Annotated in this window: 40 protein-coding genes; 37 read left to right on the forward strand and 3 right to left on the reverse strand. The window is 44.3% G+C overall.

The features are described 5' to 3' along the window. Positions 1-52 precede the first annotated feature (52 nt). The 24 genes from rplC (at position 53) to infA (ending at position 12,097) form a co-directional block, all read left to right on the forward strand. Positions 53-685 (forward strand): 50S ribosomal protein L3, encoded by a 633-nt coding sequence (gene rplC, locus BN3261_RS01770; RefSeq protein ID WP_015526917.1) that lies wholly within the window; start codon positions 53-55, stop codon positions 683-685. 21 nt (positions 686-706) lie between these two features. Then, positions 707-1,327 carry a 50S ribosomal protein L4 gene (gene rplD / locus BN3261_RS01775; protein WP_015526918.1) on the forward strand — a complete coding sequence of 207 codons (621 nt, stop codon included), beginning with the start codon at positions 707-709 and terminating at the stop codon, positions 1,325-1,327. Further along, positions 1,327-1,626, forward strand: coding sequence for a 50S ribosomal protein L23 (rplW, locus tag BN3261_RS01780; RefSeq protein ID WP_015526919.1), 300 nt, complete (start codon positions 1,327-1,329; stop codon positions 1,624-1,626). Before rplD ends, rplW begins: the two co-directional genes overlap by 1 nt. A gap of 62 nt (positions 1,627-1,688) precedes the next feature. Continuing rightward, positions 1,689-2,534 carry a 50S ribosomal protein L2 gene (rplB, locus tag BN3261_RS01785; protein WP_015526920.1) on the forward strand — a complete coding sequence of 282 codons (846 nt, stop codon included), beginning with the start codon at positions 1,689-1,691 and terminating at the stop codon, positions 2,532-2,534. 15 nt (positions 2,535-2,549) lie between these two features. Continuing rightward, positions 2,550-2,831, forward strand: a complete 282-nt coding sequence (gene rpsS, locus BN3261_RS01790; protein WP_059085339.1) for a 30S ribosomal protein S19 — start codon at positions 2,550-2,552, stop codon at positions 2,829-2,831. A gap of 86 nt (positions 2,832-2,917) precedes the next feature. After that, a complete protein-coding gene (gene rplV / locus BN3261_RS01795; protein WP_015526922.1) occupies positions 2,918-3,307 on the forward strand; it encodes a 50S ribosomal protein L22 in 390 nt (129 codons plus the stop codon). Between the two features lie 11 nt (positions 3,308-3,318). Next, on the forward strand, positions 3,319-3,975 hold the full coding sequence (gene rpsC, locus BN3261_RS01800; protein ID WP_015526923.1) for a 30S ribosomal protein S3: 657 nt from the start codon (positions 3,319-3,321) through the stop codon (positions 3,973-3,975). Then, positions 3,975-4,412 (forward strand): 50S ribosomal protein L16, encoded by a 438-nt coding sequence (rplP, locus tag BN3261_RS01805; protein WP_015526924.1) that lies wholly within the window; start codon positions 3,975-3,977, stop codon positions 4,410-4,412. The genes rpsC and rplP overlap by 1 nt, the downstream gene beginning before the upstream one ends. After that, a complete protein-coding gene (rpmC, locus tag BN3261_RS01810; RefSeq protein WP_021650762.1) occupies positions 4,402-4,611 on the forward strand; it encodes a 50S ribosomal protein L29 in 210 nt (69 codons plus the stop codon). The genes rplP and rpmC overlap by 11 nt, the downstream gene beginning before the upstream one ends. A 17-nt stretch (positions 4,612-4,628) precedes the next feature. Continuing rightward, positions 4,629-4,883, forward strand: coding sequence for a 30S ribosomal protein S17 (gene rpsQ, locus BN3261_RS01815; RefSeq protein ID WP_021650763.1), 255 nt, complete (start codon positions 4,629-4,631; stop codon positions 4,881-4,883). 13 nt (positions 4,884-4,896) lie between these two features. Beyond that, on the forward strand, positions 4,897-5,265 hold the full coding sequence (gene rplN, locus BN3261_RS01820) for a 50S ribosomal protein L14 (protein WP_019162495.1): 369 nt from the start codon (positions 4,897-4,899) through the stop codon (positions 5,263-5,265). A gap of 11 nt (positions 5,266-5,276) precedes the next feature. Then, positions 5,277-5,588 carry a 50S ribosomal protein L24 gene (gene rplX, locus BN3261_RS01825; protein ID WP_059085341.1) on the forward strand — a complete coding sequence of 104 codons (312 nt, stop codon included), beginning with the start codon at positions 5,277-5,279 and terminating at the stop codon, positions 5,586-5,588. Positions 5,589-5,610: 22 nt separating this feature from the next. Beyond that, entirely contained in the window at positions 5,611-6,150 is a 540-nt protein-coding gene (gene rplE / locus BN3261_RS01830; RefSeq protein ID WP_021650765.1) for a 50S ribosomal protein L5, read from the forward strand. Between the two features lie 13 nt (positions 6,151-6,163). Continuing rightward, entirely contained in the window at positions 6,164-6,349 is a 186-nt protein-coding gene (locus tag BN3261_RS01835; protein WP_015526927.1) for a type Z 30S ribosomal protein S14, read from the forward strand. Between the two features lie 81 nt (positions 6,350-6,430). Beyond that, complete coding sequence (rpsH, locus tag BN3261_RS01840; RefSeq protein ID WP_015526928.1) at positions 6,431-6,832, forward strand: 30S ribosomal protein S8; 402 nt, start codon at positions 6,431-6,433, stop codon at positions 6,830-6,832. Positions 6,833-6,928: 96 nt separating this feature from the next. After that, positions 6,929-7,468 (forward strand): 50S ribosomal protein L6, encoded by a 540-nt coding sequence (gene rplF / locus BN3261_RS01845; RefSeq protein ID WP_015526929.1) that lies wholly within the window; start codon positions 6,929-6,931, stop codon positions 7,466-7,468. 17 nt (positions 7,469-7,485) lie between these two features. Next, the gene (rplR, locus tag BN3261_RS01850; protein WP_015526930.1) at positions 7,486-7,854 is read left to right on the forward strand and encodes a 50S ribosomal protein L18; all 369 of its coding nucleotides are present in this window, start codon (positions 7,486-7,488) and stop codon (positions 7,852-7,854) included. Between the two features lie 17 nt (positions 7,855-7,871). Next, positions 7,872-8,381, forward strand: coding sequence for a 30S ribosomal protein S5 (gene rpsE / locus BN3261_RS01855; RefSeq protein WP_015526931.1), 510 nt, complete (start codon positions 7,872-7,874; stop codon positions 8,379-8,381). A gap of 13 nt (positions 8,382-8,394) precedes the next feature. Then, on the forward strand, positions 8,395-8,574 hold the full coding sequence (rpmD, locus tag BN3261_RS01860) for a 50S ribosomal protein L30 (RefSeq protein ID WP_015526932.1): 180 nt from the start codon (positions 8,395-8,397) through the stop codon (positions 8,572-8,574). A gap of 12 nt (positions 8,575-8,586) precedes the next feature. Then, complete coding sequence (rplO, locus tag BN3261_RS01865) at positions 8,587-9,027, forward strand: 50S ribosomal protein L15 (protein WP_015526933.1); 441 nt, start codon at positions 8,587-8,589, stop codon at positions 9,025-9,027. Beyond that, positions 9,027-10,340 (forward strand): preprotein translocase subunit SecY, encoded by a 1,314-nt coding sequence (gene secY / locus BN3261_RS01870; protein WP_015526934.1) that lies wholly within the window; start codon positions 9,027-9,029, stop codon positions 10,338-10,340. Before rplO ends, secY begins: the two co-directional genes overlap by 1 nt. Before the next feature lie 98 nt (positions 10,341-10,438). Beyond that, positions 10,439-11,083: an adenylate kinase gene (locus tag BN3261_RS01875; RefSeq protein WP_015526935.1), complete on the forward strand. Its 645-nt coding sequence runs from the start codon at positions 10,439-10,441 to the stop codon at positions 11,081-11,083. A gap of 2 nt (positions 11,084-11,085) precedes the next feature. Then, a complete protein-coding gene (map, locus tag BN3261_RS01880) occupies positions 11,086-11,844 on the forward strand; it encodes a type I methionyl aminopeptidase (RefSeq protein ID WP_015526936.1) in 759 nt (252 codons plus the stop codon). A 34-nt stretch (positions 11,845-11,878) separates the two neighbouring features. Beyond that, complete coding sequence (gene infA / locus BN3261_RS01885) at positions 11,879-12,097, forward strand: translation initiation factor IF-1 (protein WP_005428560.1); 219 nt, start codon at positions 11,879-11,881, stop codon at positions 12,095-12,097. 385 nt (positions 12,098-12,482) lie between these two features. Here the strand turns inward: infA and BN3261_RS01890 are convergent, their stop codons facing one another. From BN3261_RS01890 to BN3261_RS01900, 3 genes are all read right to left on the reverse strand, one after another. Continuing rightward, positions 12,483-13,805 (reverse strand): sodium-dependent transporter, encoded by a 1,323-nt coding sequence (locus BN3261_RS01890; protein WP_059085342.1) that lies wholly within the window; start codon positions 13,803-13,805, stop codon positions 12,483-12,485. A gap of 174 nt (positions 13,806-13,979) precedes the next feature. Next, positions 13,980-14,705 (reverse strand): UTRA domain-containing protein, encoded by a 726-nt coding sequence (locus tag BN3261_RS01895; protein WP_059085343.1) that lies wholly within the window; start codon positions 14,703-14,705, stop codon positions 13,980-13,982. Between the two features lie 318 nt (positions 14,706-15,023). After that, positions 15,024-15,755, reverse strand: coding sequence for a YoaK family protein (locus tag BN3261_RS01900; RefSeq protein ID WP_059085344.1), 732 nt, complete (start codon positions 15,753-15,755; stop codon positions 15,024-15,026). Positions 15,756-15,976: 221 nt separating this feature from the next. Here BN3261_RS01900 and rpmJ point away from each other — a divergent pair, with 221 nt between their 5' ends. The 13 genes from rpmJ to BN3261_RS01955 all read left to right on the forward strand — a co-directional run bounded on the left by rpmJ (position 15,977) and on the right by BN3261_RS01955 (position 25,280). After that, the gene (gene rpmJ / locus BN3261_RS01905; protein ID WP_003022746.1) at positions 15,977-16,090 is read left to right on the forward strand and encodes a 50S ribosomal protein L36; all 114 of its coding nucleotides are present in this window, start codon (positions 15,977-15,979) and stop codon (positions 16,088-16,090) included. A gap of 307 nt (positions 16,091-16,397) precedes the next feature. Next, entirely contained in the window at positions 16,398-16,766 is a 369-nt protein-coding gene (gene rpsM, locus BN3261_RS01910; protein WP_008707282.1) for a 30S ribosomal protein S13, read from the forward strand. A 55-nt stretch (positions 16,767-16,821) separates the two neighbouring features. After that, a complete protein-coding gene (gene rpsK, locus BN3261_RS01915; RefSeq protein ID WP_015526942.1) occupies positions 16,822-17,214 on the forward strand; it encodes a 30S ribosomal protein S11 in 393 nt (130 codons plus the stop codon). Positions 17,215-17,230: 16 nt separating this feature from the next. Beyond that, positions 17,231-17,824 (forward strand): 30S ribosomal protein S4, encoded by a 594-nt coding sequence (gene rpsD / locus BN3261_RS01920; protein WP_015526943.1) that lies wholly within the window; start codon positions 17,231-17,233, stop codon positions 17,822-17,824. Between the two features lie 84 nt (positions 17,825-17,908). Further along, positions 17,909-18,868 (forward strand): DNA-directed RNA polymerase subunit alpha, encoded by a 960-nt coding sequence (locus tag BN3261_RS01925; protein WP_059085345.1) that lies wholly within the window; start codon positions 17,909-17,911, stop codon positions 18,866-18,868. A gap of 91 nt (positions 18,869-18,959) precedes the next feature. Continuing rightward, entirely contained in the window at positions 18,960-19,496 is a 537-nt protein-coding gene (locus BN3261_RS01930) for a bL17 family ribosomal protein (RefSeq protein ID WP_021976084.1), read from the forward strand. A gap of 198 nt (positions 19,497-19,694) precedes the next feature. Then, positions 19,695-19,859: a hypothetical protein gene (locus BN3261_RS17615; RefSeq protein ID WP_158526476.1), complete on the forward strand. Its 165-nt coding sequence runs from the start codon at positions 19,695-19,697 to the stop codon at positions 19,857-19,859. A 35-nt stretch (positions 19,860-19,894) separates the two neighbouring features. Beyond that, a complete protein-coding gene (locus BN3261_RS17030; RefSeq protein WP_235812329.1) occupies positions 19,895-20,074 on the forward strand; it encodes a LytTR family transcriptional regulator DNA-binding domain-containing protein in 180 nt (59 codons plus the stop codon). A gap of 379 nt (positions 20,075-20,453) precedes the next feature. Then, positions 20,454-21,158: a phosphatidylinositol-specific phospholipase C/glycerophosphodiester phosphodiesterase family protein gene (locus tag BN3261_RS01935; RefSeq protein WP_227588377.1), complete on the forward strand. Its 705-nt coding sequence runs from the start codon at positions 20,454-20,456 to the stop codon at positions 21,156-21,158. 30 nt (positions 21,159-21,188) lie between these two features. Then, a complete protein-coding gene (locus BN3261_RS01940; RefSeq protein ID WP_021650780.1) occupies positions 21,189-22,523 on the forward strand; it encodes a MurT ligase domain-containing protein in 1,335 nt (444 codons plus the stop codon). Then, entirely contained in the window at positions 22,520-23,248 is a 729-nt protein-coding gene (locus BN3261_RS01945; RefSeq protein WP_015526951.1) for a type 1 glutamine amidotransferase, read from the forward strand. The genes BN3261_RS01940 and BN3261_RS01945 overlap by 4 nt, the downstream gene beginning before the upstream one ends. A 9-nt stretch (positions 23,249-23,257) precedes the next feature. Further along, positions 23,258-23,875: a WCX domain-containing protein gene (locus BN3261_RS01950; RefSeq protein WP_059085346.1), complete on the forward strand. Its 618-nt coding sequence runs from the start codon at positions 23,258-23,260 to the stop codon at positions 23,873-23,875. A gap of 13 nt (positions 23,876-23,888) precedes the next feature. Beyond that, a complete protein-coding gene (locus BN3261_RS01955) occupies positions 23,889-25,280 on the forward strand; it encodes a substrate-binding domain-containing protein (protein ID WP_021650782.1) in 1,392 nt (463 codons plus the stop codon). The last annotated feature ends 45 nt before the right edge of the window (positions 25,281-25,325 follow it).

Below are 25,325 nucleotides of genomic sequence, written 5' to 3' on the forward strand. Positions count from 1 at the left end.
CATTAACTATATGATTACCGAATGGTAATCCGCTATAAGGAGGAAGAAAGAAATGAAGAAAGCTATTTTAGCTACTAAAGTCGGAATGACTCAGATCTTCAATGAAGATGGAATGTTAATTCCGGTAACTGTTTTACAGGCAGGTCCTTGCGTTGTAACTCAGGTTAAAACTGAGGAGAACGATGGATACACATCAGTTCAGGTTGGCTTCGGCGAGATCAGAGAGAAACTGGTCAACAAACCGGAGAAAGGCCACTTTGACAAAGCTGGTGTAGCTGTAAAGAGATTTGTAAAAGAGTTCAGATTTGACAATGCCGGCGAGTATGAGGTTGGACAGGAGATCAAGGCTGATATCTTTGCAGCAGGAGATCATATCGATGCTACTGCAGTTTCCAAAGGTAAAGGCTTCCAGGGCGCCATCAAGAGACATGGCCAGTCCAGAGGACCTATGGCTCACGGTTCTAAATATCATCGTCATGCAGGTTCCAACGGCGCTTGCTCCGATCCGAGCAAGGTTTTCAAAGGAAAACATATGCCAGGTCACATGGGACATGTTCAGGTAACTGTTCAGAATCTTGAGATCGTACGTGTAGATACAGAAAATAACTTACTGTTAGTTAAGGGTGCTGTTCCAGGACCTAAGAAATCTTTGGTTACAATCAAAGAGACAGTAAAGTCCTTATAATAGGAAAGGAGGAGCATCAGAATGGCTAATGTAACTGTTTATAATATGGAAGGCAATGAAGTTGGCACAATGGAGCTGAATGACGCAGTATTCGGCGTTGAGATCAACGAGCATCTCGTTCATCTTGCAGTTGTTCGTCAGCTTGCAAATAACCGTCAGGGAACTCAGAAAGCGAAAACTCGTTCTGAGGTAAGAGGCGGCGGAAGAAAACCGTGGAGACAGAAAGGAACAGGTCATGCAAGACAGGGTTCCATCCGTGCACCACAGTGGACAGGCGGCGGTGTTGTATTCGCTCCGGTTCCGAGAGATTATGAAGTGAAAATGAACAAGAAGGAAAGAAGAGCAGCTCTTAAATCCGCTCTGACATCCAAGGTTCAGGATAATAAACTTGTTGTTGTTGACAGCCTTGCACTTGCTGAGGTTAAGACAAAAGAGATGCAGAAGGTTCTTACAAACCTGAAAGCAGAGAAAGCTCTTGTAATCACAGCTGACAACGATCAGAACGTAGTTCTTTCCGCAAGAAACATCGCTGACGTGGAAACTGCAACACCGGCTACAATCAACACATACGATGTTATGAAACACAACACCGTAGTTGTTACAAAGGATGCCGTTGCATCTATCGAGGAGGTATACGCATAATGGCAAGTATTCAGTACTATGACGTAATCATCCGTCCGGTTATCACAGAGAAATCCATGGCAGACATGGGTGAGAAGAAATATACATTCCTTGTACATCCGGAAGCTAACAAGACTCAGATCAAAGAGGCTGTTGAGAAGATGTTCGAGGGAACAAAAGTTAAGAGCGTAAACACCATCAACAGTGATGGAAAGAAAAAACGCCGTGGAATGGTAGTTGGAAAAACTGCTAAGACTAAAAAAGCTATCGTAGCTCTTACAGAAGAGAGCAAAGATATCGAGATTTTTGAGGGACTTTAATTAACAGATAAGTCCGAATATGTGCACGAAAGCACGAGAACAAATTCGAAAGGAGAAACATCATGGGAATCAAAAGCTATAACCCATATACACCGTCAAGAAGACATATGACTGGTTCCGACTTCTCTGAGATTACAGCTGCAAAACCAGAGAAATCCCTCGTTACTTCCCTTAAGAAGAACGCTGGACGTAACAATCAGGGTAAGATCACTGTAAGACATCAGGGTGGCGGAAGCAGAAGAAAATACAGAATCATCGACTTCAAGAGAAGAAAAGATGGAATCCCTGCAACAGTTAAAACAATCGAGTACGATCCGAACAGAACAGCTAACATCGCTCTGATCTGCTACGCAGATGGCGAGAAAGCTTACATCCTCGCTCCAGAGGGACTTAAAGTAGGCCAGAAGGTTTACAATGGTCCGGAAGCTGAGGTTCGTGTTGGAAACTGCCTCCCACTGGAGCTTATCCCGGTTGGTACTATGGTTCACAACATTGAGCTTCATCCTGGAAAAGGCGGACAGATGGTTCGTTCTGCAGGAAACGGCGCACAGCTCATGGCTAAAGAAGGAAAGTACGCAACACTTCGTCTTCCTTCAGGTGAGATGAGAATGGTTCCGATCGTATGCCGCGCAACTGTTGGTGTAATCGGAAACGGAGATCACAACCTTATTAACATCGGTAAAGCCGGACGTAAACGTAACATGGGTATCAGACCTACAGTTCGTGGTTCCGTAATGAACCCGAATGACCATCCACATGGTGGTGGTGAAGGTAAGACCGGTATCGGACGCCCAGGTCCTTGCACACCGTGGGGCAAACCTGCTCTCGGCCTGAAGACCAGAAAGAAAAACAAACAGTCCAACAAGTACATCGTAAGAAGACGCGATGGAAAAGCATTATCGAAATAATAAGGAGGAGAAAGCATGTCTCGTTCACTGAAAAAAGGACCTTTTGCAGACCAGAGCTTACTTAAAAAAGTAGACGCTCTTAACGCTTCAAATGATAAATCCGTAATCAAAACTTGGTCTCGCCGTTCCACAATCTTCCCGTCTTTCGTAGGACACACAATCGCTGTTCATGACGGAAGAAAACATGTGCCGGTATATATCACAGAGGATATGGTAGGACACAAACTTGGTGAGTTCGTTGCAACAAGAACTTACAGAGGACACGGAAAAGACGAGAAGAAGTCCGGAGTACGCTAGTCATCAGATTTATAACTGCCCGCTGTCAATTTAAGACAGCTGGCAGATAACTTAGATATCGAATTTAAGAAAGGAGGCACTTTAAGATGGCAAAAGGACATAGAAGCCAGATAAAGAGAGCCAGAAATGAGAATAATAGAGAGACAAGGCCGTCTGCAAAGTTATCTTATGCAAGAATTTCTGTTCAGAAAGCCTGCTACGTATTAGATGCGATCCGTGGCAAAGATGTACAGACAGCACTTGGTATCCTGACATACAATCCGAGATACGCTTCCAGCGTGATCAAAAAACTGCTTGAGTCAGCAGTAGCAAACGCTGAGAACAACAACGGAATGAACGCAGACAACCTTTATGTTGCAGCATGCTATGCAGATAAGGGACCTACAATGAAGAGAATTCAGCCGAGAGCACAGGGTAGAGCTTACAGAATCGAGAAGAGAACTAGCCATATCACAGTTGTGCTTGATGAAAGGTAAGGAGGAAAAGCATGGGACAGAAAGTTAATCCGCATGGCCTTAGAGTCGGAGTTATCAAGGATTGGGATTCCAGATGGTATGCAGAAGACAAGTTTGCTGACTACCTGGTAGAAGACTACAACATCAGAACATTCCTTAAAAAGAAATTATACAGCGCAGGTGTTTCCAAAATCGAGATCGAGAGAGCATCTGACAGAGTTAAGATCATCATCTACACAGCAAAACCTGGTATCGTAATCGGTAAGGGCGGCGCAGAGATCGAGAAAGTTAAAGCTGAGCTTCAGAAATACACAGACAAGAAGCTTATCGTTGACATCAAAGAAGTTAAGAGACCGGACAAAGATGCACAGCTGGTTGCTGAGAACATTGCTCTTCAGCTTGAGAATCGTATTTCCTTCAGACGTGCTATGAAGTCCACAATGCAGAGAACAATGAAGGCTGGCGCTAAGGGAATCAAGACTTCCGTATCCGGACGTCTCGGCGGAGCTGATATGGCTCGTACAGAGTTCTACAGCGAGGGAACAATCCCGCTTCAGACACTTCGTGCAGATATCGACTATGGCTTTGCGGAAGCAGACACCACATATGGTAAAGTTGGTGTTAAGGCATGGATCTACAATGGTGAGATTCTTCCGACAAAAGGAACTAAGGAAGGGAGCGATAAATAATGTTAATGCCAAAAAGAGTAAAACGTCGTAAACAATTCCGTGGCTCCATGAGAGGAAAAGCCCTTAGAGGCAATGTTATCAACTATGGTGATTTCGGTCTTGTTGCTACTGAGCCATGTTGGATCAGATCTAATCAGATCGAGGCAGCCCGTGTTGCTATGACCCGTTACATCAAACGTGGCGGTAAAGTTTGGATTAAGATTTTCCCGGATAAACCGGTAACAGCTAAACCAGCTGAGACTCGAATGGGTTCCGGAAAAGGCGCTCTGGAGTACTGGGTAGCAGTAGTAAAACCAGGTCGTGTTATGTTTGAGATTGCAGGCGTGTCCGAAGAGGTTGCCCGTGAAGCATTACGTCTTGCAATGCACAAGTTACCATGTAAATGTAAAATCGTTTCTCGTGCAGACTTAGAAGGCGGTGATAACAGTGAAAATTAATAAGTTCGTGGAAGATTTAAAAGCAAAGTCAGTTGCAGAACTGAATGAAGAATTAGTAGCTGCTAAAAAAGAGCTTTTCAATCTGAGATTTCAGAATGCAACAAACCAGTTAGACAATACAGGACGAATCAAAGAGGTTCGTAAAAATATTGCCAGAATCCAGACAGTAATCACTGAGCAGGCAAACGCTTCCAAATAGGACAGGAGGACATAATCGTGGAAAGAAATCTGAGAAAAACCCGCGTGGGTAAGGTTATCAGCGACAAAATGGATAAGACCATCGTAGTTGCAATTGAAGACCATGTAAAACATCCTCTTTACAAAAAAATCGTGAAGAGAACATATAAATTAAAAGCTCATGACGAGAACAATGAGTGCAACATCGGAGATACCGTTAAGGTAATGGAGACCAGACCGCTGTCCAAGGACAAGAGATGGAGACTGGTTGAGATCGTAGAGAAAGCTAAATAAGGAGGAAACCAGTATGATTCAGCAGGAAACTAGACTGAAAGTTGCCGACAACACTGGTGCAAAAGAAATCCTTTGTATTCGTGTTATGGGCGGCTCTACAAGAAGATATGCAAACATCGGTGACACAATCGTTGCTACGGTTAAAGATGCAACACCAGGCGGCGTTGTTAAAAAAGGTGACGTTGTTAAAGCTGTAGTTGTTAGAACTAAAAAAGGCGCTCGTCGTAAAGACGGATCTTACATCCGTTTCGATGAAAATGCTGCCGTAATTATCAAGGATGACTTAACTCCGAGAGGAACACGTATCTTTGGACCAGTTGCCAGAGAGCTTCGTGAGAAGAAATTCATGAAGATCGTTTCCTTAGCTCCGGAAGTATTATAGGAGGGTGCCGAATGTCAGCTATGAAAATTAAAAAAGGTGATACTGTAAAGGTAATCGCTGGAAAAGATAAAGGTAAGGACGGAAAGGTCCTTGCAGTTAACGTAAAAGACAACACAGTAGTTGTTGAGAACGTAAACATGGTTACAAAGCACGCTAAACCGTCCGCAGCTAATCAGAACGGTGGAATCGTGACAAAAGAAGCTCCGCTTCATATCTCCAACGTAATGCTCATTGTAGACGGAAAAGCTACAAGAGTTGGATTCAAGATGGATGGAGACAAAAAAGTTCGTGTTGCCAAAGCAACAGGAAAGACAATCGATTAATTAAGAGAGGAGGCATATAAAGGTGAGTAGATTAAAAGATCTTTACAAGAACGAGATCATGGATGCCATGACCAAGAAATTCGGATACAAAAACGTAATGGAAGTGCCAAAACTCGAGAAAATCGTTGTTAACATGGGTGTTGGCGAGGCAAAAGAGAACGCTAAACTTCTTGACGCTGCAATCGCAGATATGGAACTTGTTACAGGACAGAAAGCAATCGCTACAAAAGCTAAAAAATCTGTCGCTAACTTCAAAATCAGAGAGGGTATGCCGATCGGATGTAAAGTTACTCTGAGAGGCGAGAAGATGTATGAGTTCGCTGATCGTCTTATCAACCTTGCTCTTCCACGTGTACGTGACTTCCGTGGTGTTAACCCGAACGCATTCGACGGTAGAGGAAACTATGCTCTTGGTATCAAAGAGCAGCTGATCTTCCCAGAGGTTGAGTACGATAAGGTTGATAAAGTAAGAGGAATGGACGTTATCTTCGTTACAACTGCTAAAACAGATGAAGAGGCACGCGAATTACTGACATTATTCAACATGCCATTTGCTAAATAGGAGGAAAAGATTCATGGCTAAGACAGCAATGAAAATTAAACAGCAGCGTAAAGCTAAATTCTCCACAAGAGAGTATACTCGCTGCAGAATCTGTGGCCGTCCACATGCATACCTGAGAAAATACGGAATTTGCAGAATCTGCTTCCGTGAGCTGGCATACAAAGGTCAGATCCCGGGTGTTAAGAAAGCTTCCTGGTAGGCCGAGGCGAAAGCAACTTTTTAATCATTTAAATAATATTCACACGACATGTAAAGTCTGAAGAAAGAGGAGGAAACTTACATGACAATGAGCGATCCGATCGCAGATATGCTTACAAGAATCCGTAACGCAAATACTGCAAAACATGACACTGTAGACGTACCGGCATCCAAGATGAAAATTGCTATCGCAAACATCCTTGTAGATGAGGGATACATCGCAAAATATGATCTGGTTGAGGATGGAGTTGTTAAAACTCTTCACATCACACTGAAATATGGTGAGGACAAAAACCAGAAGATCATCACAGGACTTAAGAGAATCTCCAAACCAGGTCTTCGTGTATACGCAGGCAAGGATGAGCTTCCGAAGGTTCTTGGTGGACTTGGTATCGCAATCCTTTCCACAAACAAAGGCGTTATCACTGACAAAGAGGCTCGTAAGCTTCAGGTTGGTGGCGAGGTACTTGCATTCGTTTGGTAGGCCAAAGCCGCTTAACGAAGCAGTCATATAGCTTTTAAACTGAAAACAGAGAGGGCATGGGCCCTCTCCGACAATCTAAGTAAGGAGGACAAATTTATGTCACGAATCGGAAGACTTCCGGTTGCAATTCCAGCTGGCGTTGAGGTTACAGTCGCAGATGGAAACGTTGTAACAGTAAAAGGACCTAAGGGAACACTTGAGAGAGCACTCCCGACAGAGTTAGAGATCAAAGTTGAAGACGGTCATGTAGTTGTAACAAGACCGAACGACTTAAAGAGAATCAAAGCCCTTCACGGCTTAACAAGAAGCCTTATCCACAACATGGTTGTTGGTGTAAGCGAAGGATACAAAAAAGAGCTTGAGGTTAACGGTGTTGGTTACAGAGCTGCTAAGCAGGGCAAGAAACTTGTACTTAACCTCGGATATTCTCACCCGGTAGAGATGGAAGATCCAGAAGGTCTTGAGTCCACAGTTGACGGAAACAAGATCATCGTATCTGGTATCAGCAAAGAAAAAGTTGGCCAGTACGCAGCTGAGATCAGAGACAAGAGAAGACCTGAGCCATACAAGGGCAAGGGAATCAAGTACGTTGACGAAGTTATCAGACGTAAAGTCGGTAAGACCGGTAAGAAATAATTAAGGAGAGTGAGAATATGATTAACAAAGCATCCAGAAGCGAAATTCGCGAAAAGAAGCATAGAAGATTACGTCATCATTTAAACGGAACTGCAACTACTCCTCGTCTGGCAGTATTTCGTTCCAACAAGCACATCTATGCACAGATTATTGATGACACAGTTGGTAAAACTTTAGTATCCGCTTCTACTCTCCAGAAGGACGTAAAAGCAGAGCTTGAGAACACTGATGATGTACAGGCTGCAGCAAAAGTTGGAACAGTGATCGGTAAAAAAGCTGTTGAGGCTGGTATCGAGAGCGTTGTTTTCGACAGAGGTGGATATATCTACCACGGAAAAGTTAAAGCACTGGCAGATGCAGCAAGAGAAGCTGGACTGAAATTCTAAGAGGAGGAAAAGAACACATGAAACGTAATCTTATTGATGCTAGTCAGTTAGAGTTAGAAGATAAAGTAGTATCAATCAAGCGTGTTACCAAGGTTGTTAAAGGTGGTCGTAACTTCCGTTTCACAGCTTTAGTTGTTGTAGGTGACGGCAATGGACACGTTGGTGCAGGTTTAGGAAAAGCAGCAGAAATTCCGGAGGCGATCCGCAAAGGTAAAGAGGACGCTATGAAGAAGCTTGTTACTGTTGCAAGAGACGAGAACAATTCCATTACACATGACTTCATCGGAAAATTCGGAAGCGCTGAGATGCTTCTGAAGAGAGCTCCGGAAGGTACTGGAGTTATCGCCGGTGGCCCGGCACGTGCCGTAATCGAGCTTGCAGGTATCAAAAACATCCGTACAAAATGTATGGGTTCCAGAAATAAACAGAACGTAGTTCTGGCAACAATCGCAGGCCTGAGCCAGTTAAAGACTCCGGAAGAGGTTGCAAAGCTCCGCGGAAAATCTGTAGATGAGATTCTGGGTTAAGGAGGATATGGAAATGGCAGATACAATCAAGGTTACACTGGTAAAATCTCCAATCGGTGCAGTACCGAAGCACAAAAAAACTGTAAAAGCTATGGGTCTTACAAAGATGCATAAAACAGTTGAGATGCCAGACAACGCTGCAACTAGAGGAATGATTCAGCAGGTGCAGCACCTGGTAAAAGTAGAAGATTAAGGAGGTGCCAGAATGGAATTATCAAACTTAAGACCCGCAGAGGGTTCCAAGCATAGCGATAACTTCAGAAGAGGCCGTGGACATGGTTCAGGAAACGGCAAAACTGCTGGTAAAGGACATAAAGGACAGCTTGCTCGTTCCGGACACAAGAAACCGGGATTCGAGGGAGGTCAGATGCCTTTATACAGACGTCTTCCTAAGAGAGGTTTCACTAACAGAAACTCTAAAGAAATTATCGCAATCAATGTAGACGTTCTCAATCGTTTTGAGGATGGCGCAGAGGTTACAGTTGACAGCTTACTTGCAAGCGGTGCAATCTCCAAGATCGGTGATGGTGTTAAGATCCTTGGAAACGGCGAGCTTACAAAAAAACTTAATGTTAAAGTAAACGCTGTCAGCGAGACTGCAAAAACAAAAATTGAAGCTGCTGGTGGTACAGTAGAGGTGATCTAATGTTTGAGACTCTTAAGAGTGTTTTCAAAGTAAAGGAAATGAGAAGAAAGCTTCTCTATCTGATCTGGATGATATTCGTGATCAGAATTGGATCCCAGCTTCCTGTACCGGGAGTCGACAGTGACTTCTTTAAGCAGTGGTTTGAATCTAATACCGGTGACGCATTCAATTTCTTTGATGCGTTCACCGGCGGTTCCTTTACTCAGATGTCAATTTTCGCATTGAACATCACACCTTACATTACTTCTTCCATTATCATTCAGCTTCTTACCATTGCCATTCCGGCACTGGAAGAGATGCAGCGTGACGGAGAAGAAGGAAGAAAAAAGCTTACAGCAATCACACGTTATGTAACGGTTGGTCTTGCTCTGTTTGAGTCTGTTGCCATGGCAATCGGATTTGGACGTCAGGGTATGATCCCGAACATGAGCTTCCTTAAAGGAATCGTAGTTGTTGCAAGTTTAACAGCGGGTTCCGCAATGCTTATGTGGCTGGGCGAGCGTATTACAGAGAAGGGCATTGGAAATGGTATTTCCATCGTCCTGACTATCAATATCGTGTCCAGGATCCCGAGTGATATGTCCCTTCTTTATGAGAACTTCGTCAAGGGCAAAACAATTGCAAAAGGAATGCTTGCAGCCTGCATCATTGCTGTGATTATTCTGTTTGTTGTAGTGCTCGTACTTATCCTCAACGGAGCAGAGAGAAGAATTCCGGTTCAGTATTCCAGAAAGATGGTTGGACGTAAAATGATGGGCGGTCAGTCCACAAACATCCCGCTCAAGGTAAATACTGCCGGCGTTATCCCGGTTATTTTTGCTTCCTCTATCATGTCTTTCCCGTCGATCATTGCTCAGTTCGCTGGCAAAGGAAACGGAACGGGCATCGGAAGTGAGATCTTAAGAGGACTTTCCTCCAATAACTGGTGTAATCCAAGTCAGATCCAGTACAGCTGGGGTCTGATCGTGTATGTGGTACTTTGCGTATTCTTCGCATACTTCTATACATCAATTACCTTTAATCCGTTGGAAGTAGCCGATAATATCAAAAAGCAGGGCGGTTTTATCCCAGGCATCCGTCCGGGAAAACCGACTTCAGATTATTTGACTAAAATCCTGAATTATATTATATTTATAGGTGCAGTAGGTCTTGTTATCGTGGCCGTTATACCGTTCTTCTTCAACGGTGTGTTCGGTGCGGATGTTTCCTTCGGCGGTACATCTATCATCATCATCGTAGGTGTTATCCTGGAGACCGTTAAGCAGGTGGAATCTCAGCTGCTTGTACGTAATTACAAAGGCTTCCTGAACTAATTGAAAATGAAGGTTGCGGTGCGAAAGTGTCGCAGCCTTGATTTGTAAACAGGACTGTCTGAAAATCAGGCAGAAAACAGGAAAATGGAGGGTATGCTATGAGAATTATTATGTTGGGTGCACCGGGGGCAGGTAAAGGTACTCAGGCTAAGAAAATTGCGGCGAAATATGGAATTCCGCACATCTCCACAGGAGATATTTTCCGTGCTAACATCAAAAACGGTACCGAGCTTGGAAACAAAGCAAAAACTTACATGGATCAGGGACTTCTTGTTCCGGATGAACTGACCTGCGACCTTGTTGTTGACAGAATCCAGCAGGATGACGCAAGGGAAGGGTATGTTCTGGATGGTTTCCCGAGAACAATTCCGCAGGCAGAATGTCTGACAGAGGCTCTGAACAAACTTGGAAGCAAAATTGACTATGCGATCGATGTGGATGTGCCGGATGATAACATCGTGAAACGTATGGGCGGACGCCGTGCATGTGTGAAATGCGGTGCAACTTATCACGTTGTATTTGCAGCACCGAAGACAGAGGGGGTCTGCGATACCTGTGGTGACAAGCTTGTACTCCGTGATGATGACAAGCCGGAAACAGTCCAGAAGCGTCTGAATGTTTATCATGAGCAGACACAGCCATTGATTGACTATTACACCACACAGGGTGTTTTGAAGACGGTAGACGGAACCAGGGATCTGAATGAGGTATTCCAGGAGATCGTTGACATCTTAGGAGAATAAGAATGTCCGTAACAATTAAGACACAGCATGAAATCGAACTTATGAGAGAAGCAGGCCATCTTCTTGAGAAGGTGCATGACGGTTTGATCCCTTACATCAAACCGGGTGTCAGCACCAAAGAGATTGATAAGATCGGGGAAGAAATGATCCGGTCTATGGGCTGTATTCCGAACTTTCTGAACTACGGAGGTTTTCCGGCTTCTTTCTGCATCAGCCTGAATGATGAGGTTGTGCATGGAATTCCATCCGAGGAGAAGATCATCCAGGACGGGGATCTGGTTAAGATCGACGCCGGCCTGATTTATAAGGGCTACCATTCTGACGCAGCACGTACCTATGCGGTAGGTGAAGTATCCAAAGAAGCACAGCAGCTCATTAAGGTTACAAGAGAGTGCTTTTTTGAAGGACTGAAAATGGCAAAAGCCGGAAATCATTTAAATGATATTTCCAAAGCCATCGGAGCCCACGCAGCGAAATACCGTTACGGTATTGTACGTGACCTTGTAGGACATGGAATCGGAACTCATCTTCATGAGGATCCGCAGATTCCAAACTTCCCGCAGAAGCGCAGGGGCATTAAGCTCCTTCCGGGAATGACCCTGGCCGTCGAGCCCATGATCAACCTTGGTCGTGCGGACGTGGCATGGCTGGACGATGAGTGGACAGTGGTAACCATGGATGGTTCACTTTCCGCCCATTATGAAAATACGATCCTCATCACCGATGGGGAACCAGAGATTCTGACGCTTACGAATCTGTAAGCAGCAATTGTTGTCATGACATAGGAGGTAAAAAATGTCAAAAGCAGATGTGATCGAAGTAGAAGGCACTGTTCTGGAGAAACTGCCTAATGCGATGTTTAAAGTGGAACTGGAAAACAAACATGTGGTACTTGCACATATCAGTGGCAAGCTCCGTATGAATTTTATCCGTATTCTCCCGGGAGATAAAGTAACGATCGAACTTTCTCCGTATGATCTTTCCAAAGGAAGAATCATCTGGAGAGATAAATAAGAAATATTGTAAAAGACGACCTGGTGGCGTTAAGCTGCCGGGTCTTTTTTTGCCTTTTCTGCAGAAAAAGAATCTGAAGTGGAATTTATCACTCACATTTTTTTACGTTTCTCAGGCAGCGATACAATTGCTTCCTGGTCTGATTACGAAGTGGAGAAACCGGATACACTCTAAGAATGTAGAATAATTGGAAATCAGTGTAAAACTTAAACTTGTTGACAAACTGTGAAGTGAGTGTATTCAGGATATGCAGCAAATCGAAAATCCTGGCTTTACGAATATTATAAGATAAAACATAAAAATCCCTCGGAAATGATTAAAAAATCATTTTTCGTGGGATTTGTTTATGCAGATAATTTTTTATTTTACTTATGTTATCACCTTATCATCCGATCCCGCCCAGCACAACACCAAGGATCAGCACCAGAAAGCATACCGGAATATAAAGATATTTACACACCGGATAAAAATATTTCGTGAATGGTTTCTCACGGCCTTTGCTGATCTGGCTTTCCACATAGCTCCGGCCGAAGATCCAGAAGAACATGATCCCTGCAAGTCCTGCGCCGAGAGGACAGATATAGATGGAAAGCACATCCATCCAGTCAGAAACAATGCCCTGGATAAGAAGCGAAACCACAACGCCGATCACTGAGATCACCATGCAGGAGGGAATCCGGCCAAGACCTGTTTTTTCCTGAACTGTGGCAATAGGAGCTTCATAAAGGTTCATAAGCGAGGTCATGCCTGCAAGGAACACAGCTACGAAAAAGATGATGGCAATGATCCGTCCGCCAGGCATGGTTTTGATCAGGTGCGGCAGGTAGATGAACAGAAGTCCGGGACCGCCCTGGTCAAGCTTGGCACCTGTGGTAGCCATGGCCGGAATGATAACAAGTGCTGCCAGCATAGCAGCCAGAGTATCAAAAAGTGCTACCCTTGCAGCAGATGCAGGGATATCTTCGCTGTCCGGAAGATAAGATCCGTAGATCAGTGTACCGTTGCCTGCAACAGACAGGGAGAAAAATGCCTGTCCAAGTGCGAAGATCCAGGTGGAAGGCTTTGCCAGAACTTCCGGCTCCACGCGGAAGATATAGCGGTATCCGGCAGCAGCTCCCGGCTGAAAGGCAACATAGATGCCAAGGATCACAAACAGTATAAAGAAGATAGGCATCATCACTTTATTGGCCTTTTCGATGCCGCTTCCAACGCCGTACATCAGGATAAACATGCAGATCACAAGAGCAGCCAGCTGCCAGAGATTATTTCCCCAGGCAGAGGCCATGCCTCCGAATTTGGCGCCAAAGGACTCAATATCTGCCGGTGCCAGGGTAGATCCTGTAAAGGTTCCGAGCATATATCGGAAGATCCATCCCATAACAACCGTATAACCGATAGCCATGGCCAGTGCACCGATCACCGGTATCCAGCCCAGTGTTTCACCCAGCCTTCGTCTGCATTTGGTTTCACAGGCCATGCCGAAGGCGTCAATAGGCCCGGAACGTGTCCCGCGGCCAAAGCTCATCTCACCGATCACCCCGGTAAAGCCGATCAGTGCCACAAAAATAAAATACGGGATCAGGAACGATCCCCCGCCATACAGGGAAACTCTGGTGGGAAACATCCAGATATTTCCCATTCCAACCGCAGACCCGATGCAGGCCAGAATGAACCCCCAGCGGCTGTTAAAAGATTCTCGTTTTTTCATAAAAATAAAATTTCCTCTCTCCGTTGATCGTTTCAGTATAACATAATTTTGGAAAATAGGAAACTGCAGCATCTATACAGATCCAGGTATCTATACAGATCTAGGCGGATATTTGTGAGCCACATTTGTCACCTGCTCATAACCGTATAGCTGCGAAGCAGTTATGAGCCTGGCTCATCGGCGCAGGGCATTATCATAAAATCGAAAATGATCCGGTCTGTGCCGTGACTGGGTATACTCAAACATCACACCGTCACTGTTATAAGTCTGGCTAGACACCACAGCCACGCAGTTATAATCCTTTACATTCAGATGAAGATATTTTTCATCAATTTCTGTAACCTTTTCCACAGTCATGATACGTTTGCTGTTGACAATGGTCATATGAAGCACCTGTTCCAGATATTCATAGATAGAATGACTGGCAATCTCGGCAGTAAGGCCGGGAACGGATTCCTTCAGAAAATAATTATGGTTGATGATCAGCGGGATATCTTCAAGATAATGGATACGCTGAATATAATATACTTCTGCACCAGCGGGAAATCCTGTGTAAGCTGACTGATTTTTGCTGATACAAAGCTCTGTAAAAAGAGCCACCTCCGTATGGGCATTCTGACCGTTCCTTGCAGCAGATTCCTTGAAGGTTTCGATCTCTCCGATGGTGAAAGCAGTCTTCTCGTTTGGACGGTAGATATTGCGGACACCTTTTCCCTGCATGGTCTGTACATAGCCGTCACTGACAAGAAGACTGACCGCACGTCGCAGGGTATTGCGGGAGCAGCCGTAAGTCTGGATCAGAGTGTTTTCGGAAGGCAGAAGCTCCTGATAGGCAAAGGTGTTGTCCTCTATTTTCATTTTCAGATCTTTATAGATATCTTCGTAAATACTTTTGGGCATTTCAATTCTCCATTCATGTTCGGTCAAAAATATATAGCAGGATTTATGATTTCTGAAATAATTATAAAAGATTTTCCCGGTAAGTGCAATGTAAATACCGTGGAATGTTTAAACAAGTTACAGAGCATATTGATATGTTATGAGGATAGTATGAGAAATATAGATGAAATCAATTTGTGGCCATTCAAAATCATGATACTGGATTTCGAACGCATATAAGCTGTAAGCGCCAGAGGGGCTTACGCGTAAACAAAAAGGAAATGTGACAGTGTAAAAACAGATCACATTTCCTCTTATTTTATCAAAGCTAAAATAAAGTCAGGCCTCTTTTTTCTTATAGGAAAGATTTCTGAAGCTGCTGCCGTCAGAAGCTGTGCTTCGGGTAACTGCCGGTGTATCGGCTGCGGTATTCCGGTCTGCACTGATCAGCCATACAGCATAGAAGGCAGGAACCAGACAGAGCCATACGCCTGAGAGACCGCAGGTCATATACAGGATCAGAGACAAAGCTGCACCTGTATGAAAAGAAAGCAGCGTCATTCCGTAGAATTTTGCTTTAGCGCACTGTGCGCTGTCCTTTTTCATAAGGAACTGAGTGGCAGCTGTGGTGAACTGGCGAAGGTTGTTGGTGGAAAAGATCGTGGAGCTGTTATATCCGCCGGGAGCCTTGAAGGTACACCACTGGAAAGGCATTGCAAAGAACACGGGGTAAAGAGCCACAACCGGAGACATTCCGGAAGGAAAGAATCCCAGGAGCAGGATCGCAAAGATATCGATCCCGATACTGATAAAACGAAGATCTGCGGAAAAATGCTCTGGGATCCAGACCGTAAGGATAACAGCAGCCATATATATGAGAAGCGCACCCACACGCAGAAGCATATCCGAAAAATTCCTGCCTATGAGATCTCGCACAACACCAATAAGATTGGCTGTCTGGGCATTGCCAAAAAGATCTGCTCTTGACACAATGGCATAAAGCCCCAGGTATCCACCGATAAAAGATAAGGTGTAATGTATCAGAAAACGATATTTCATTTCCGTATGCATATGTAAAGATTCCTTTCATTAAAATAGGCAGATTCCATATGTCTGCCGGACTTTGCCACCCATTATAATACAGCCTGCAAAAAAAATCAAAAATTTTTTAAATTTTTTCTTGCATTTCAGGAAAACAGGTGTTAGTATATATTTCAAGCGCGCAAATACTGTGTATGAGTGCGCCTGTGAAACTGCAGATATGAGACTAATTTACGGAAGGAGGATTTCCAGTGAAAGTAAGATCATCTGTAAAGCCGATCTGCGAGAAGTGCAAGGTCATTAAGAGAAAGGGATCCATCAGAATCATCTGTGAGAACCCGAAGCACAAACAGCGTCAGGGTTGATTTCCATATCGGAACTTCTTTGGAATGTTTGTGAAACGTGCGGCTGCAGTATGAAACACCCGGTAGGGTTGTTCTACTGAACAGATAATAAGCATGTATTGCCTAATACCGAGAGGCAACAGCGGTTAAGATCCGCAATTTCGGAAAGGCTGTGATTCGCCAATTACAGCTGGGTGTTTTACCGAGGCACCCCAATTAGGAAACTAGAAAAGAAAGCGGCAGGTCGATATGTCCCATTTCACCTTGCGAGAGCAAGTGACATACGATATGCGGAACTTTCAGAAACAGAAAATGGAGGAAACAGTACATGGCTCGTATAGCTGGTGTAGACTTACCAAGAGAGAAACGTATTGAAATCGGTCTTACCTACATTTATGGAATTGGTAGACCAAGCGCAGATAAAATTCTTGCTAAAGCAGAGGTTAATCCTGACACACGTGTCAGAGATCTGACTGATGACGAGGTTAAGAGACTGAGTGCTGTTATTGATGAGACAATGACAGTAGAAGGTGATCTGAGAAGGGAAATCGCCCTTAACATCAAGAGACTGCAGGAGATTGGATGCTACAGAGGTATCCGTCATCGTAAAGGACTCCCGGTTCGTGGTCAGAAGACTAAGACAAATGCGAGAACTCGCAAGGGACCGAAGAGAACTGTTGCAAACAAGAAGAAATAATTTATAGATATAACTAATTAATTTCAATAAAAGGAAAGTGTAGGTTAGTTTTAAAATGGCAAAAGTTACAAAGAAAACGACAAAACGTCGTGTCAAGAAAAACGTTGAACACGGACAGGCACACATTCAGTCTTCCTTCAACAATACAATCGTCACACTGACAGATAACGAAGGAAACGCTCTTTCATGGGCAAGTGCCGGTGGTCTTGGATTTAAAGGTTCAAGGAAATCTACCCCTTATGCAGCACAGATGGCAGCAGAGACTGCAACAAAGGCTGCTTTAATTCATGGATTAAAAACAGTAGACGTTATGGTAAAAGGCCCGGGCTCAGGCCGTGAAGCTGCAATCCGTGCGCTTCAGGCATGCGGACTTGAAGTAACCAGCATTCGTGACGTAACTCCGGTTCCTCACAACGGATGCCGTCCACCAAAACGCAGAAGAGTCTAATTAGGAGGTAGTTGAAATGGCAGTAAATAGAGTACCTGTTCTGAAAAGATGCAGATCCCTTGGCCTGGATCCGATTTACTTAGGAATTGATAAGAAGTCCACAAGACAGTTAAAACGTGCAAACCGCAAGGTGTCTGAGTATGGTCTTCAGTTAAAAGAGAAACAGAAAGCAAAATTTATCTACGGAGTTCTTGAGAAACCTTTCCGTAACTACTACAAGAAAGCCGACAGAATGCAGGGCCAGACAGGTGAGAACCTTATGGTTATGCTTGAGAGCAGACTTGACAACATCGTTTTCCGTATGGGATTTGCCAGAACAAGAAGAGAGGCTCGTCAGATCGTAGATCACAAGCACGTACTTGTTAACGGAAAATGTGTAAACATTCCGTCCTACCTGTGCAAAGCAGGAGACACAATTGAGATCAGAGAGAAGAGCAAAGGCTCTGAGAGATATAAAGGAATCCTTGAGATCACTGGCGGCAGACTTGTTCCGGAGTGGATCGACGTTGATCAGGAGAACCTGAAGGGTGTAGTTAAAGAGCTTCCTACAAGAGAGCAGATCGATGTTCCTGTAAACGAGATGCTTATCGTCGAGCTGTATTCTAAATAATTAGTAACTGTTTACTGTGTCTACAGTTATAAAAATTGGTAATACCCTCGAATGTTGATTAACCCAGAAGGAGGGAACCTTATAGTGTTTGATTTCAATAAACCAAAAATCGAAATTACCGAAATATCCGAAGATAAGAAGTTTGGAAGATTCGTTGTAGAGCCTCTGGAAAGAGGTTATGGTACTACCCTTGGCAATTCTTTAAGAAGAATTATGCTGTCCTCCCTTCCGGGAGCTGCAGTAAGCCAGGTGAAGATCGATGGTGTACTTCATGAATTCAGCTCCATTCCGGGCGTGAAGGAAGATGTGACCGAAATCATCATGAATCTGAAATCTCTTGCCATTAAGAATCACAGCAGTGACAATGAGCCGAAGACCGCATACATTGAGTGTGAGGGCAAAGGTGTTGTTACAGCAGCTGATATCCAGGCAGATCAGGATATTGAGATCATGAACCCGGATCAGGTGATCGCAACCCTGAACGGTGGAAAAGACTGCAGACTGGCCATGGAGCTTACCATTACCAAGGGTCGTGGCTATATCAGTGCAGACAAAGGCAAAACCGATGACATGCCGATCGGTATGATCGCAGTGGATGCGATCTACACACCGGTAGACAGAGTCAACATGATCGTAGAGAATACACGAGTTGGTCAGGTAACTGACTTCGACAAGCTTACACTGGATGTATATACCAATGGAACACTTGATCCGGATGAGGCAGTCAGCCTTGCAGCGAAGGTTCTCAGCGAGCATTTAAACCTGTTCATTGATCTTTCCGAGAATGCTAAGACCGCAGAGGTTATGATCGAGAAAGAAGACAATGAGAAGGAAAAGGTTCTGGAGATGAGCATTGATGAGCTTGAGCTCTCTGTTCGTTCCTACAACTGCCTTAAGAGAGCCGGTATCAATACGGTTGAAGAATTATGCAACAAGACTTCTGACGATATGATGAAGGTTCGTAATCTGGGCCGCAAATCCTTAGAGGAAGTACTTGCAAAACTCAAAGAGCTGGGACTTCAGCTCCAGCCTACAGAGGAATAATCCGGAAACAGAGTAATGAGTGGGGTGTCAGCAGCAGGGCAGTAAGACCGAACAAGCATGTCCTGGTGTCCCACAGATGGAGGATAATAAAATGGCAAAATATAGAAAATTAAGCAGAACATCTAACCAGAGAAAAGCACTTCTCAGAAATCAGGTTACAAACCTTCTTCATCACGGAAAGATCGTGACAACAGAAGCTAAGGCTAAAGAGATCCGTAAGATCGCTGAGGGACTTATTGCTATGGCTGTACGTGAGAAAGACAATTTCGAGACAGTTACAGTAACAGCTAAGGTTGCTCGTAAAGATGCTGACGGAAAACGTGTAAAAGAAGTCGTAGACGGCAAAAAGAAAACAGTTTACGATGAAGTTCAGAAAGAGATCAAGAAAGATGCTCCTTCCAGACTTCATGCACGTCGTGAGATGATGAAAGTTTTCTATCCTGTAACAGAGGTTCCTGCTAAGGGCGCTGGCAGAAAGAAAAATACAAAAGAAGTTGACATGGTTGATAAGATGTTCAGCGAGATCGCTCCGAAATACGCAGATCGTAACGGTGGTTACACAAGAATCGTTAAGATCGGACAGCGTAAAGGCGATGCAGCAATGGAAGTTCTTATCGAGCTTGTATAATTTACTTCTGACCGATTTAAAGGACATTTGCAGAAATGCAGATGTCCTTTTTTAATATTCCAAAAAACTCGAAAAAATGCAGAAATGGTGGGTTTTCGACCATAAATTACATTAAGATATCATAATTTGAATAACAAATCATGGTATAATATATAGAACAAAAAGTAACAATGATGGAGTAAAAGGGGATACATAAATATGACGATGATGACCATTGCCATTTGTGATGATATGCAGGCGGATGCGAGAAAACTTCACAAACAGCTTGAGCGGATCGTTCCAGGGTCAGAAATTCGGATATTTAAAAGCGGCGAGCTTTTATTGGAAGAATTGGAAAAGAAAAGGAAACCTGAGGTAAGCTGAATGACTTCGAAAAACAGCTTGACGACGGTACATTTTTGCGGTGTCATCAGAGCTTTATAGTAAATATGGAACGGGTCACAGGAGCTGAAAATGACAGCTTCCATATCGGAGAGCATGTAATACCGATCTCCCGATCCTATAATCGGAATGCACACGAGAAATATGATGAATATCTGAGACTTCAGCAGGAATATGACGAGGAAGAAGAGGATTAACTTGATTATTATCCTTTTTTAGCGTACAATCGGTAATGTATGAAATACGACTACACGTATGCGAAAGGATGATAAACATGGTCGGTGGGACTTTTGGTATTACCGGACAGAAACAATATAGGAATGGTTTGGGACAGGTTCCCGGATATGATAAATTTGCAGAAGATAAAAAGGAAAGCAGCGAGGAAATGTTTTCCTTTACGTCTTGTGCATTTTTTTGTTGCCTGAGATGATGCGACGTTTTATACTGACATTGGAAATACTGTTTGTATCGCTTTTTCTTCTGGGAGGAAGTTTTCCGGAAACAGAAACTGCCCGGAATACATCAGGAGGATTTAGCTGGAAGGACTACAGGACCATTGCACATGCTCTGGGAGGTATGGACGGAAAGGATTACCTGAATTCCAGAGAGGGATTTCTGTTCATGTATGAACAGGGAGTTCGTCTTTTTGAATTGGATCTTTCCAGGACATCCGATGGAGTATGGGTCTGCAGGCATAACTGGAACGATTCCATGGGACAGTGGGATGGCAACGGAAAAAAAGTCCTTACAGAAAAGGAATTCAGACAAAGTAAAATATATGGGAAATACACCCCCATGACACTGGAGGATTTTTTCCTTCTTCTGAAAGATTATCCGGATGCATATGTGCTGATCGATTCCAAACAGTATTCTCTTCGCAATTATCAGAGAACACTGGAGGATTACAGTGATTATGTGGAAATCGCCAGGAATGCAGGTGCCGGTGAGACGCTGGATCGGATCATTCCGGAAATCTACAATGAAGCAATGTTTCCCGGAACGGCCATGCTCTATTCTTTTCCTTCCTATGTATATTCACTGTGGCAGGAGTATTCTGTGGAAGAGCTGGAGTATATTGCATCCTTCTGTAAAGAAAAGGGAATTCCGGCAGCAACAGTATACTGGGAGTATTGGTCAGAAGAAACGGAGAAGATCTTTGAAAAAAACGGGATCAGTCTGTATGTTTATACGGTTAATGACCGTGACCAGGCCAGAAGATACATTTCGCAGGGAGCAGAAGGAATCTGTACCGATTTCCTGACAGCGGAAGATCTGTGGTAAGAGAAATAAAAACAAAGGAATCAGAAGATTATGAAAATAAGAACAACCATTGCTGTGATGGCAGCAAAGATCACAGGACATGTCTGTAAGCTTATGGGCCGGCAGGGTGTGACCTGGGCCGGTAAGGTCGCGATGAAGATCTGTCCGGATATCCTGGAAGAGCTTTCTTCTCAGGTAAGAGAAAAAATATTTGTAGTATGCGGAACCAACGGAAAGACCACAACCAATAACATGCTGTGCGCAGGCCTTGAGGCAGAGGGAAAAAAGGTCATCTGCAATCATACCGGTTCCAACATGCTCAACGGAGTTGTGGCAGCCTTTGTATTGGGGGCAAAATTCAGCGGAAAACTGGAGGCGGATTATGCATGTATCGAGGTGGATGAGGCATCCACAAGACATGTGTTCACAAGGATCAGACCGGATTATATGGTTATGACCAATCTGTTCCGTGATCAGCTGGACCGTTATGGCGAGATCGATATCACTATGAACATCCTGGAAGAAATGATGAAAAAGGTTCCGGATATGAAGGTCATTGTCAATGGTGATGATGCACTGTCTGCATATCTTGCCATGGACTGCGGAAATCCTTTTGTAACCTACGGGATCAGCAAACAGGTGATCGAGAACAAAACAAACGAGATCCGTGAGGGCCGGTTCTGTAAGTGCTGTGGAGAAAGGCTGATCTACAGCTTCTATCATTACAGTCAGCTGGGAGACTACAGATGTCCGAAATGCGGCTTTAAACGTCCGGAGATCGACTTTGATGCCACAGATGTGAAGGTGGATGATCAGATTGCCTTTACAGTGGAGGATAAACGGATCGTGGCCAATTATAAGGGATTCTATAATGTGTATAATATTCTGGCTGCCTATGCGGGAATTCGTACCGCAGGCTTTAAGGCGGAGCATTTTAATGAGATGCTCCGGAAGTTTAATCCGGAGAACGGACGCAATGAACAGTTTCGGATCAAGGGCACCAGTGTTGTTCTGAATCTTGCCAAGAATCCGGCCGGTTTTAACCAGAACATTTCAGCTGTGATGCAGGACGGATCACCAAAGGATATCATCATTGTGATCAATGATAATGCACAGGATGGAAAAGATATCTCCTGGCTCTGGGATGTGGATTTTGATCTTTTCGGAGGGGACAATATCAATTCCATCACAGTCAGTGGTATCCGGTGTCAGGATATGCGCCTCCGTCTGAAATATGTGGATATCCCGTCCATGCTGGAAAATGATGTGGAGACAGCCATCCGCAAACGAATCGGGGATGGATGCGGCAATCTTTATGTACTTGTAAATTATACGGCGCTGTTTGGCACCAGAAATATCCTGAAGAAACTGGAGGGTGAGAAATGAAGATAACGATAGGGCATTTATATCCGGATCTTCTGAACCTTTACGGTGACAGAGGAAATATCCAGTGTCTGATGAAGCGCTGTCTCTGGAGAGGAATCGAGGCAGAAACCATAGCTTATGAACTGGATGACCGAATCGATTTTTCCAAACTGGATATCGTACTTCTTGGCGGTGGCTCCGACAGAGAACAGATGCTGGTATGTGAAAAGCTGAAGGAAATCCAGAAGGATTTCAAGGCGTACGTGGAAGATAATGGAGTTGTGATCGCAATCTGTGGAGGGTATCAGCTCCTTGGAAATTATTATAAGACGGATCAGGGAATGATCGAGGGTCTGAAGCTTGTAGATATGAGCACTGAGCAGGGAAAAGGCCGCCTTATTGGAAACATTGTGATGCAGAGCGATCTTTTTGATATGCCCATCGTAGGTTTTGAAAATCATGGAGGGCGTACCACCATCGGAAACAACAGATCCCTGGGAAAGGTTCTGTCAGGATACGGAAATGACGGACAATCCGGTGAGGAAGGGGTTGTATACAAAAATGTGATCGGTACGTATCTTCACGGACCGCTTCTTCCCAAGAACCCGCAGCTTGCAGATCTTCTGATCAGCCGTGCACTGGAAAAGAAATACGGTAAAAAGATCGAACTTGAGAAACTGGACGACAGCGAGGAACAGGAGGCAAACTCCTATATTTTCCATCGCTTTGTAAAAAACGAAGGATAAGAGGGCAGTATGGCAAAATCAAACAATCAGAAGGCGAAGATCCTGTACCTTGAAAAAATGCTGCGGGAAACAGGGGAGCATCGGGTAATATCTATGCAGAAGATCCTTGGGAATCTTGAGAAACAGGGAATCCGTGCAGAGCGAAAGAGCATTTATGATGATGTGGAGGTATTACGTTCTTTTGGAATGGATATCCGTTATACAAGAGAACGGCCGGGTGGGTATTATCTTGCCGGTGAGAGTGCCGGAGAGGAACAGCCGTCTGAAGAACCTGGGTTGATTGCGGAAGCTAAGGAGATTCATGAAACTAAAGATATTCATGAGACCTCTGTGACAGAGTACCGGAAGCTTCTTGAGGCTTCAGCCGGAACCATAAAAAAAGAAATAAAACTTCTATGTACCGGAGCTGTACAGGCGGAAGTGCGTGACTTTTTCGGCACAGATGCAGAATATAAGATGAAAGATAGCGGAGATCTGACGGTAACTGCAGAGCTTCCGGAAAATGGAAAATTCTACGGCTGGCTGACCGGGATGGGCGGCAGTGTACGTATCCTGAAACCCAAGAAATCTGCAGCCGCCTACAGAGACTATCTGAAATCACTGGCAAAGGACTATAAAGGCTTATAGGAGAGATTTGATCATGAAGAAAAAAACAGCAATCCTGCTTGTGGGAGCTTTTGTCTTTACAGCAGCCTTTTCCGGCTGTGGAAAAAACAAAGAGGCGACAGAGGCAGCCAATGAAAGTGTGGAGTCTGAAGACCCGGAAGGAAAAGCCAAAAACAGCAATGATGCAGAGGAAGAAGAAAAAGAAGAAGCAAAAGAAACTGCGGCAGCAGATAAGAAAGTAGGTGTGTTTCTGCCTTCATCAGCAGATGATCCCCGTTGGTCTGCCGATGGAGAAACTCTTCAGAATACACTGGAAGATGATGGATATGATGCAGAGATATTTTGGGCAGATGAAGACAGTGATACGCAGGTATCACAGATCCAGTCCATTCTGGATGATGAAGAGCTTTCTGCACTTGTCATCGCACCTTCAGATGCTTACAGCATGAACGATGTGCTGGAGCAGGTGTATGAGAAATCTATCCCTGTGATTTCTTACGATCAGCTGATCATGGATACAGATAAGGTCAACTATTATGTTACCTTTAATACAAGAAAAGCCGGAAAAATGGTGGGAGATTCCATCATAAAAAAAATGGATCTGGAGAAAGCCCGGGAAGAAAAGAAAACTCTGACCATTGAGTTCCTTATGGGCTCTCCGGATGATCGTGACGCACTGTTCTTTTATAATGGCGTGATGGAGAAGCTTCAGGAATATTTCGACGATGGAACACTGGTATGTACTTCAGGAAAGCTGACCTTTGATGATACTGCAGTGATGCGTTCCGGAAGAAATACCGCAAAGAATGATATGGCGGAGATCCTTTCTCAGAATTATACAGAGGGTGCGCCGGATATTATCTGCACAGGTGCTGACGACCTTGCACTTGGGGCTGTGGATGCCCTGGAGGATGCAGGACATGTGTCTGGAGAGGATGGCTGGCCTATGATCACAGGAGGCGGCTGTGAGGCAGAAGCAGTGACCGCTGTGATCCAGGGAAAGATTGAGGATGATCTGCTGTTTGATAACCGTGTACTGGCAAATGACTGTGTGACGATGGTGGATGCTCTTCTGAAAGGGGAGAAGCCGGAGATCTCCGATTATGAGCAGTATGACAACGGGACCAAGATCGTGGGAACTGTGACCAGTGATATCCAGCTGATCGATGCAGATAATTATCAGATGCTTGTGGATGACGGATATTATGAAGAAAAAGAGATCATGCCGGAGGCAACTGCCACACCAACGCCGACAGTGACACCGGAAGCTACGGTGACGGAAGAACCGGATATAGATGAAAATACACCGGAAGCTGCATCGGCTTCATCGGAAAAGGAAAAAACGGAAATTTCCGGAACACCGACACCGGAGGAAACAGTAACTCCGACACCTTCAGAGAAAGCGGAAAAGGGTGCAGATGCATAGATCAGAAATGCTATCATGATCTGGCTGTGATAAAAATAAAAATAC

The sequence above is a fragment of the Blautia massiliensis (ex Durand et al. 2017) genome, from assembly GCF_001487165.1.
GTDB lineage: Bacteria > Bacillota > Clostridia > Lachnospirales > Lachnospiraceae > Blautia_A > Blautia_A fusiformis.

Bases quoted from the DNA above. Each gene is read 5' to 3' on its own strand.
- rplC (WP_015526917.1), top strand. From the start codon at position 53: ATGAAGAAAGCTATTTTAGCTACTAAAGTCGGAATGACTCAGATCTTC.
- rplD (WP_015526918.1), top strand. From the start codon at position 707: ATGGCTAATGTAACTGTTTATAATATGGAAGGCAATGAAGTTGGCACA.
- rplW (WP_015526919.1), top strand. From the start codon at position 1,327: ATGGCAAGTATTCAGTACTATGACGTAATCATCCGTCCGGTTATCACA.
- rplB (WP_015526920.1), top strand. From the start codon at position 1,689: ATGGGAATCAAAAGCTATAACCCATATACACCGTCAAGAAGACATATG.
- rpsS (WP_059085339.1), top strand. From the start codon at position 2,550: ATGTCTCGTTCACTGAAAAAAGGACCTTTTGCAGACCAGAGCTTACTT.
- rplV (WP_015526922.1), top strand. From the start codon at position 2,918: ATGGCAAAAGGACATAGAAGCCAGATAAAGAGAGCCAGAAATGAGAAT.
- rpsC (WP_015526923.1), top strand. From the start codon at position 3,319: ATGGGACAGAAAGTTAATCCGCATGGCCTTAGAGTCGGAGTTATCAAG.
- rplP (WP_015526924.1), top strand. From the start codon at position 3,975: ATGTTAATGCCAAAAAGAGTAAAACGTCGTAAACAATTCCGTGGCTCC.
- rplN (WP_019162495.1), top strand. From the start codon at position 4,897: ATGATTCAGCAGGAAACTAGACTGAAAGTTGCCGACAACACTGGTGCA.
- rplX (WP_059085341.1), top strand. From the start codon at position 5,277: ATGTCAGCTATGAAAATTAAAAAAGGTGATACTGTAAAGGTAATCGCT.
- BN3261_RS01835 (WP_015526927.1), top strand. From the start codon at position 6,164: ATGGCTAAGACAGCAATGAAAATTAAACAGCAGCGTAAAGCTAAATTC.
- rpsH (WP_015526928.1), top strand. From the start codon at position 6,431: ATGACAATGAGCGATCCGATCGCAGATATGCTTACAAGAATCCGTAAC.
- rplF (WP_015526929.1), top strand. From the start codon at position 6,929: ATGTCACGAATCGGAAGACTTCCGGTTGCAATTCCAGCTGGCGTTGAG.
- rplR (WP_015526930.1), top strand. From the start codon at position 7,486: ATGATTAACAAAGCATCCAGAAGCGAAATTCGCGAAAAGAAGCATAGA.
- rpsE (WP_015526931.1), top strand. From the start codon at position 7,872: ATGAAACGTAATCTTATTGATGCTAGTCAGTTAGAGTTAGAAGATAAA.
- rpmD (WP_015526932.1), top strand. From the start codon at position 8,395: ATGGCAGATACAATCAAGGTTACACTGGTAAAATCTCCAATCGGTGCA.
- rplO (WP_015526933.1), top strand. From the start codon at position 8,587: ATGGAATTATCAAACTTAAGACCCGCAGAGGGTTCCAAGCATAGCGAT.
- secY (WP_015526934.1), top strand. From the start codon at position 9,027: ATGTTTGAGACTCTTAAGAGTGTTTTCAAAGTAAAGGAAATGAGAAGA.
- BN3261_RS01875 (WP_015526935.1), top strand. From the start codon at position 10,439: ATGAGAATTATTATGTTGGGTGCACCGGGGGCAGGTAAAGGTACTCAG.
- map (WP_015526936.1), top strand. From the start codon at position 11,086: ATGTCCGTAACAATTAAGACACAGCATGAAATCGAACTTATGAGAGAA.
- infA (WP_005428560.1), top strand. From the start codon at position 11,879: ATGTCAAAAGCAGATGTGATCGAAGTAGAAGGCACTGTTCTGGAGAAA.
- BN3261_RS01890 (WP_059085342.1), bottom strand. From the start codon at position 13,805: ATGAAAAAACGAGAATCTTTTAACAGCCGCTGGGGGTTCATTCTGGCC.
- BN3261_RS01895 (WP_059085343.1), bottom strand. From the start codon at position 14,705: ATGCCCAAAAGTATTTACGAAGATATCTATAAAGATCTGAAAATGAAA.
- BN3261_RS01900 (WP_059085344.1), bottom strand. From the start codon at position 15,755: ATGCATACGGAAATGAAATATCGTTTTCTGATACATTACACCTTATCT.
- rpsM (WP_008707282.1), top strand. From the start codon at position 16,398: ATGGCTCGTATAGCTGGTGTAGACTTACCAAGAGAGAAACGTATTGAA.
- rpsK (WP_015526942.1), top strand. From the start codon at position 16,822: ATGGCAAAAGTTACAAAGAAAACGACAAAACGTCGTGTCAAGAAAAAC.
- rpsD (WP_015526943.1), top strand. From the start codon at position 17,231: ATGGCAGTAAATAGAGTACCTGTTCTGAAAAGATGCAGATCCCTTGGC.
- BN3261_RS01930 (WP_021976084.1), top strand. From the start codon at position 18,960: ATGGCAAAATATAGAAAATTAAGCAGAACATCTAACCAGAGAAAAGCA.
- BN3261_RS17615 (WP_158526476.1), top strand. From the start codon at position 19,695: ATGACGATGATGACCATTGCCATTTGTGATGATATGCAGGCGGATGCG.
- BN3261_RS01935 (WP_227588377.1), top strand. From the start codon at position 20,454: ATGGACGGAAAGGATTACCTGAATTCCAGAGAGGGATTTCTGTTCATG.
- BN3261_RS01940 (WP_021650780.1), top strand. From the start codon at position 21,189: ATGAAAATAAGAACAACCATTGCTGTGATGGCAGCAAAGATCACAGGA.
- BN3261_RS01945 (WP_015526951.1), top strand. From the start codon at position 22,520: ATGAAGATAACGATAGGGCATTTATATCCGGATCTTCTGAACCTTTAC.
- BN3261_RS01950 (WP_059085346.1), top strand. From the start codon at position 23,258: ATGGCAAAATCAAACAATCAGAAGGCGAAGATCCTGTACCTTGAAAAA.
- BN3261_RS01955 (WP_021650782.1), top strand. From the start codon at position 23,889: ATGAAGAAAAAAACAGCAATCCTGCTTGTGGGAGCTTTTGTCTTTACA.